Source organism: Streptomyces phyllanthi (genome assembly GCF_009377205.1).
Classification (GTDB): Bacteria; Actinomycetota; Actinomycetes; order Streptomycetales; family Streptomycetaceae; genus Streptomyces; species Streptomyces phyllanthi.
This window is the reverse complement of the sequence record NZ_VJZE01000465.1, coordinates 1-7,018: the sequence shown is the minus strand read 5'-3', so window position 1 is coordinate 7,018 and position 7,018 is coordinate 1. Positions and strand designations below refer to the sequence as shown.

At 72.6% G+C, this 7,018-nt stretch carries 7 protein-coding genes; 4 read left to right on the top strand and 3 right to left on the bottom strand.

From position 1 onward, the window contains the following. The first annotated feature begins 211 nt into the window (after positions 1-211). On the top strand, positions 212-601 hold the full coding sequence (locus tag FNH04_RS38145) for an ArsR/SmtB family transcription factor (protein ID WP_194236951.1): 390 nt from the start codon (positions 212-214) through the stop codon (positions 599-601). A gap of 167 nt (positions 602-768) precedes the next feature. Here the strand turns inward: FNH04_RS38145 and FNH04_RS38140 are convergent, their stop codons facing one another. Beyond that, on the bottom strand, positions 769-1,329 hold the full coding sequence (locus FNH04_RS38140; RefSeq protein WP_152790423.1) for an NAD(P)H-dependent oxidoreductase: 561 nt from the start codon (positions 1,327-1,329) through the stop codon (positions 769-771). Positions 1,330-1,475: 146 nt separating this feature from the next. Here FNH04_RS38140 and FNH04_RS38135 point away from each other — a divergent pair, with 146 nt between their 5' ends. Then, complete coding sequence (locus FNH04_RS38135; RefSeq protein WP_152790422.1) at positions 1,476-2,132, top strand: TetR/AcrR family transcriptional regulator; 657 nt, start codon at positions 1,476-1,478, stop codon at positions 2,130-2,132. A gap of 109 nt (positions 2,133-2,241) precedes the next feature. On the opposite strand, the gene FNH04_RS38130 is transcribed toward FNH04_RS38135, so the two are convergent. Further along, positions 2,242-2,907 (bottom strand): CBS domain-containing protein, encoded by a 666-nt coding sequence (locus tag FNH04_RS38130; protein ID WP_322725052.1) that lies wholly within the window; start codon positions 2,905-2,907, stop codon positions 2,242-2,244. Positions 2,908-2,949: 42 nt separating this feature from the next. Further along, on the bottom strand, positions 2,950-3,414 hold the full coding sequence (locus FNH04_RS38125) for a cyclic nucleotide-binding domain-containing protein (RefSeq protein WP_152790420.1): 465 nt from the start codon (positions 3,412-3,414) through the stop codon (positions 2,950-2,952). Positions 3,415-3,668: 254 nt separating this feature from the next. Between FNH04_RS38125 and FNH04_RS38120 the strand changes: the two genes are divergently transcribed. Then, positions 3,669-4,574: a universal stress protein gene (locus FNH04_RS38120; protein ID WP_152790419.1), complete on the top strand. Its 906-nt coding sequence runs from the start codon at positions 3,669-3,671 to the stop codon at positions 4,572-4,574. Between the two features lie 41 nt (positions 4,575-4,615). Beyond that, complete coding sequence (locus FNH04_RS38115; protein ID WP_152790417.1) at positions 4,616-7,015, top strand: phosphoketolase family protein; 2,400 nt, start codon at positions 4,616-4,618, stop codon at positions 7,013-7,015. The last annotated feature ends 3 nt before the right edge of the window (positions 7,016-7,018 follow it).

Sequence of the window (7,018 nt, the reverse complement as noted above, 5' to 3'; positions counted from 1 at the left end):
GGCGTCAGATGTGTATCAGAGACAGCGTGTCCCCCGTGGTGGTGGGCGTGGGTGTGCCCGATCTCGCCCTCGGGCTCGTGGGTGTGCCCGGTTCCGTCCTCGTGCTCGTGGGTGTGCCCGTGGTTCCGGTCGCTCACGTCGTTCCCCTTCCGGTGCGGGTCCCGATGCGCGGGAGTGGACGTGCTCGCGCCCACAGGGTCATTATGTGCGTATGAGCGCACGCATGCACCTGTCACCTGCGCATGATGCGCAGCCGCGCACCGAGGGCGGGCCCGGAGCGCACCCGAGCACACCCGGAGAGGAGCAGTTCGCCCTGGCGGCGGAGCTCCTGGCGCTGCTCGGCGACCGCACGCGACTGGCCCTGCTGCACGCGCTGGCCGGGGGTGAGGCCGATGTCACGACGCTCACGGAGGCGTGCGGTGCGGCCCGCCCGGCGGTGAGCCAGCATCTGGCCCGGCTCCGGCTCGCGGGGCTGGTGAGCGCCCGAAAGGAGGGGCGGCGGGTGATCTACTCCCTCCGCGACGGCCATCTGCGCCGAGTGGTTGACGAGGCCCTGAGCCTGGCCGACCACCGGCTCACGGACCGGCCGGTGCACGACTGAGCGTCGGCTGCGCCGCGCGAGAGCCGCTCCGGCGCGGCGTGAGAACCGCTCCAGGGCGCGCGACGGCTCTGGTGCGCGCTGGGCGGCCTCGTGGCGCGCGAAACGGCTCCGGGCGGAGGCCGTGTTGCCTCCACCCGGAGCCGTGGGACGTGTCGTGTCGCCGGGGATCAGGCGGCGGCCGCGCCCGTGGAGGCGCTGAGCTGCCCGAGCACCTGGGTCAGACCGGCGACGACCTCGGTGTCGTCCGCCGGGTGGGTCTCGGCGAAGCGGGTCAGGGAGCCGGGGATGGAGAGCTTGGCGTCCTCCACGACCGTGGCGCCTGCGATACCGAGGGACTTGCGGGCCTCGTCCTGCGCCCACACGCCGCCGAACTGGCCGAACGCGGTGCCGACCACGGCAGCCGGCTTGCCGGACAGCGCACCGGCGCCGTAGGGGCGGGACAGCCAGTCGATGGCGTTCTTCAGGACGGCCGGGATGGTGCCGTTGTACTCGGGGGAGAAGAGCAGGAAGGCGTCGACCTGGCCGGCGGCCTCGCGCAGACGGATCGCGGCGGCGGGGACGCTGCCCTCGGCGTCGATGTCCTCGTTGTAGAACGGCACGTCGGCCAGGCCCTCGAACAGCTCGATCTCGACGCCCTCGGGGGCGTGCTTGGCGGCGGCCTCGGCGAGCTGGCGGTTGGTCGAACCGGCGCGGAGGCTGCCGACGAGCGCGAGGATGCGAACGGACATGAGCTGACTCCTAGCAAGAGCGGTAGGGCTGGGCGGACCGGGGTGTCAACCGGACCGGAGTGCTAACCGGACCGGGGTCCGTTGAAGTTTGTATCACTTATCCGGACCGCGGTCCACTTGTCTGTGGCGAGCGTTACTCTCATTTCATGACCGAGTCGTTCGCGCCCTTCCCCGCATACCCGGAACGCGATGCCCTGGACGGGCTGTTGAACCTCACGCCGACCACGGATGAGCAGCCCCGTCTGCGGGCGGACGCGGCGCGCAACCGCACCCGTCTGCTGGAGGTGGCGGCGCGGCTCGCGGGGGAGTGCGGGGCCGCCAACCTGACCATGGAGGCCGTCGCAACGGCCGCCGACGTCGGCAAGGGCACCGTCTTCCGGCGGTTCGGCGACCGTACGGGGCTCCTGCTGGCCCTCCTGGACCACCACGAGCGGGAGCTCCAGTCCGCTTTCCTGAGCGGGCCCCCGCCCCTCGGGCCGGACGCGCCCCCCGTCGAGCGGCTCCACGCCTTCGGGGCGGCCGTCATCCGGCACGAGCACGCCCACCGCGATCTCTATCTGGCCGCCCGCGCGGACGTCTCCCGCCGTCACACCAGCCCGGCCAACCTCCTGCGCCTCGGGCACATCTGCATGCTCCTGCGCCAGACGAGGGCACAGGGCGACATCGAGCTTCTCGCCCAGACACTGCTGGGATACCTGGACATCAACCTCGTCGACCACCTGGTCACGCGGCGCGGGATGCCGCTCGAACGGCTGGAGGCGGGCTGGGGCGATCTGGTCGGGAGGCTGGTCACGCCGGGGTGAGCCGGTGGGCGGCGCGGGGTCGGTGCCTGCGGGGCCGGTGCCTGCGGGATGTGGCGTGGGGTCAGTGGGCGCCGGGGTGCGCCGGGGTGCGCTGTGGGGGCGTGCGGGGTCAGTACGCGCCGGGCGTGCGGCGCGGGCCCGTCACGTCGAACTCGACGTCCACCACACCCTCGACGGCGCGGACCATACGGGCCGCCACCGGGATCAGCGCGGTGTCCCTGACCCGGCCCGTGATCCTCACCACGCCGTCCCGGACGGCCACGTGGATCGGCGACAACGGGGCCGGGAAGAGATAGGCGACCACCTCGCGCCGCACCTCGTCGGCGATCTCCTGGTCGGCGCGGAGGAACACCTTCAGCAGGTCGGCGCGGCTGACGATGCCCTGGAGCATGCCGTGGTCGTCGACGACGGGGAGCCGTTTGACCCCGGCGTGGGCCATGGTGCGGGCCGCCTCGGCGATGGTCGCGTCGGCGTGGACGGTGACGGCGGGACTGGTCATCAGCTCCCCGGCCGTCACCGCCCGGGCCTTCGCCAGGTCCGCCAGCCGGCCGAACCGTACGGGCCGGTCCGCCTCGGCGCCGCGGAACTCCTCCTTGGGCAGCAGGTCCGCCTGCGAGACGACCCCGACGACGCGGCCCTCGCCCTCGAGGACGGGCAGTGCGCTGACCTTCCACTGCTCCAGCAGGCGGACGATCTCCTTGAAGCCCGCCCCACGGCCGACGGCCGCGACCGTGTGGGTCATCACATCGCTCACGATGTGGGGGGTGCCGTCCACGGTGACTCCCAGTCCGCTTCCAGGTGCGAGAGCTCCTGCCGGTCAGCGGAGGCCGCCGCTGCCGTACGGGGCGTACAGGTCCAGCAGCCGGGTCCGGGCGGAGCGCAGCCGGTGGGCGAGGATGCCGCCGATCCACTCGGCGATCGCGAGCCCGAACGCGGGGTCCTCCTTGCACAGGGCGCGTACGGCCACGGCGTCGAACTCGTAGGCGCGGACCGGGCTCATCGCCTCGGCGCCCAGGTGCCAGGTGTGCGGGGCGAACAGCCAGGACCAGCCGACCAGGTCGTTGATGCCGAGGGTCTCGATCACCACCGCCCGGCGGCCCGGCACCCGCATGTCCAGGTCGACCGTGCCGGTGCGGATGACCCAGAACCGGTCCGCGCGGCCGTCCTCCTCGAAGAGCCGGGCCCCCTGGGGGAACGAGACCTGCTGGGCGAGGCTCATCAGCCGCCGGCGGTGCTCGGCGGGAAGCGAGCGGAGCATGGGGGTGGTGGGGGGAGCGTTCATGGCGGTGCCTCCACGGGGGGCGTACGGAGCTGCCATCTCCAGCGTCGCTCCACGCCCCCGTCACCGCCATGGGCCGTACGGCACGAACAGGCGGGAAATCGGTGCGGGGCGGCTGTGCGGGTACTCGCCAGTGGGGTGGACGGGCCGCGCCGACTGCGTCGGTGGGAGGGTCCCTCATCCGGTGATCACGCCTGGCGGCGCCGATCCGGGTGACTCGCCCCGTGCAGGCATCCCCGTGCAGGGAGGTACGCACCATGTCCCGCACCGTCACCGTCGGGATCGACGGCTCGTCCGAGAGTCTGGCCGCCGCCGAGTGGGCGGCGCGCGAGGCCGGGCTCAGGCGGCGGCCGCTGCGACTCGTCAACGTCTGGGAGGCCGTACCCGAACCGATGGGGAAGGCCCCGCTCCTCGGCCCGGACGCCGAGCACGAATGGCGGGAGCGGGTCCCCCGCGAGGCGGCCGACGGCATCCGGGCGCGTCACCCCGGTGTCGAGGTGGTCGTCGAGCAGGTGTCCGGCCGGGCCGCCGCGGCGCTCGCCGAGGCGGCGAGGGACGCCGAGCCGCTGGTCCTCGGGTCCCGTGGACTGGGCGGGGTCGGCGGTTTCCTGATCGGCTCCGTCGGCCTGTCCGTCATCGCGCACACCGAGGCTCCCGTCGTGCTCGTACGGGCCGGGGAGCAGGCAGCCGACGAGCACGTGAGGGACCCGGCGGGCATCCCGTCCGCCGCGGCCCCCTACCGGCCGGTCGTCCTCGGCCTCGACACGGACGGGCCGGACGACACCCTGATCGGGTTCGCGTTCGACGCGGCGGCCCGGCGCGATACCGCCCTGAGGGTCGTCCACGCCTGGAATCCGCCGGCCCACTTCACGCACGGCGGCCCGGAGCACCGGGAGATCGAGGCCCAGCTGGGCCGGTGGGACGCCGCCATGCTGGCCGAGGTGCTGGACCCCTGGAAGCAGAAGGTCCCCACCGTCCAGGTCGTCGAGGAGTCCCGGCCCGGCAAGGCGGCCCACCACCTGGTGGAGGCGTCCCATGAGGCGTCCCTCGTGGTGGTGGGGCGCCGTATCCGCCGTTCCCCGCTCGGTGCCCATGTCGGGCCCGTCACCCACGCGGTCCTGCACCACGCCACCGCCCCGGTCGCCGTCGTCGCCCACGGCTGACGACCCTCCGGGGACCACCCCGTCGACCCATGGAGTCACCCATGCCGCATGCCGCACACCAGGAACGGGACCGCACCACGCCGACCGTGCTGACCGACGAGGAACTGCGTGCCCTGGACGCCCACTGGCGGGCCGCCAACTACCTCGCGGCGGGCCAGATCTACCTGCTGGCCAACCCGCTGCTGACCGAGCCCCTGGCCGTCGAGCACATCAAGCCGCGGCTGCTCGGCCACTGGGGTACGTCACCGGGGCTCAACCTCGTGCACACGCACCTCAACCGGGTGATCAGGGCCCGCGGCCTGAACGCGCTGGCCGTGTGGGGGCCCGGACACGGCGGGCCCGCGGTGCTCGCGAACTCCTGGCTGGAGGGAAGCTACAGCGAGACGTACCCGGACGTCAGCCGGGACGCCGAGGGCATGGCCCGGCTCTTCCGGCAGTTCTCGTTCCCCGGCGGGGTGCCCAGCCATGTGGCGCCGGAGACGCCGGGCTCGATCCACGAGGGCGGGGAACTCGGCTACTCGCTCGCCCACGCGTACGGGGCCGCTCTCGACAACCCGGATCTGCTGGTGGCCTGTGTGATCGGCGACGGCGAGGCCGAGACAGGGCCGCTCGCCGGGTCCTGGCACGCGAACAAGTTCCTCGACCCGGTGCACGACGGCGCCGTCCTGCCGATCCTCCACCTCAACGGTTACAAGATCGCCAACCCGGCCGTCCTCGCCCGGCTGCCGGAGCCCGAACTCGACGAACTGCTGCGGGGGTACGGCCACGAGCCGATCCATGTCACCGGCGACGACCCCTTCCCGATCCACCGCGCCCTGGCCGAGGCCTTCGACCTGGCACTGGACCGCATCACGCGGTTCCAGCGCGCGGCGCGCGAGGAGCGTGGGACCGAGCGCCCGCGCTGGCCCGTCATCGTGCTGCGCACACCGAAGGGCTGGACGGGCCCGGCCTGGGTGGACGGGGAGCCGGTGGCGGGCACCTGGCGCTCCCACCAGGTGCCGCTGGCCGGGTTGCGCGACAACCCGGAGCACCTGCGGCAGCTGGAGGGCTGGCTGCGTTCGTACCGGCCCGAGGAGCTCTTCGACGCCGAGGGGCGGCCGACCGCGGACGTCCTCGCGTGCGTGCCCGAGGGCGCCCGGCGGCTCGGCTCCACCCCGCACGCCAACGGTGGCCTCCTCACCCGTGAGCTGCCACTGCCGTCCTGCGACCGGTTCGCCGTGCCCGTCGACAAGCCCGGAGCGTCCCTGCACGAACCGACCCGGGTCCTCGGCGGCTACGTCGAACAGGTCATGCGGGACACCGCGCCACGCCGCGACTTCCGCCTGGTCGGCCCCGACGAGACCGCCTCCAACCGGCTGGACTCGGTCTTCGCCGCCAGTGGCAAGGCGTGGCAGGCCCAGACGATCCAGGTCGACGAGCACCTGGACCGGCACGGCCGGGTCATGGAGGTCCTCTCCGAACACCTCTGCCAGGGCTGGCTGGAGGGCTATCTGCTGACCGGGCGGCACGGACTGTTCTCGTGCTACGAGGCGTTCGTGCACATCGTCGACTCCATGGTCAACCAGCACATCAAGTGGCTGAGGACCTCGCGGGAGCTGACCTGGCGTGCCCCGATCCCCTCGCTCAACTACCTGCTCACCTCGCATGTCTGGCGCCAGGACCACAACGGTTTCTCGCACCAGGACCCCGGGTTCGTCGATCATGTCCTCAACAAGAGCCCCGAGGTCGTACGGGTCTACCTGCCGCCGGACGCCAACACGCTGCTGTCGGTGACGGAGCACGTGCTGAGCACGCGTGACTACGTGAACGTGGTGGTGGCGGGCAAGCAGCCGTGCTTCGACTGGCTGTCCATGGAGCAGGCCCGGGCCCACTGTGCGCGCGGGGTCGGGGTCTGGGAGTGGGCGGGCTCCGGTGACGGTGACCGGGAGCCGGATGTGGTGCTGGCGTGTGCGGGGGACGTCCCGACGCAGGAGGTGCTGGCGGCGTCGGATCTGCTGCGGCGGCAGCTGCCGGAGCTGGCCGTGCGTGTGGTGAACGTCGTCGACATGGCGCGGCTCATGCCCCATGGCGATCATCCGCACGGGATGCCGGACTCCGAGTACGACGGTCTGTTCACGACCGACAAGCCGGTGATCTTCGCGTACCACGGCTATCCGTGGCTGATCCATCGCCTTGCCTATCGGCGCACCGGGCACGCGAATCTGCATGTGCGGGGCTACCGGGAGATGGGGACAACGACGACTCCGTTCGACATGGTCGTCCGCAACGACCTGGACCGGTATCGCCTCGTGATGGACGTGATCGACCGTGTGCCGGGGCTGGGGGTGCGGGCTGCGGTTGTGCGGCAGCGGATGGCCGACGCGCGGGCCCGCCATCACTCGTGGATCAGGGAGCACGGTACGGATCTGCCGGAGGTGGCGGACTGGACGTGGACGGGCTGACCC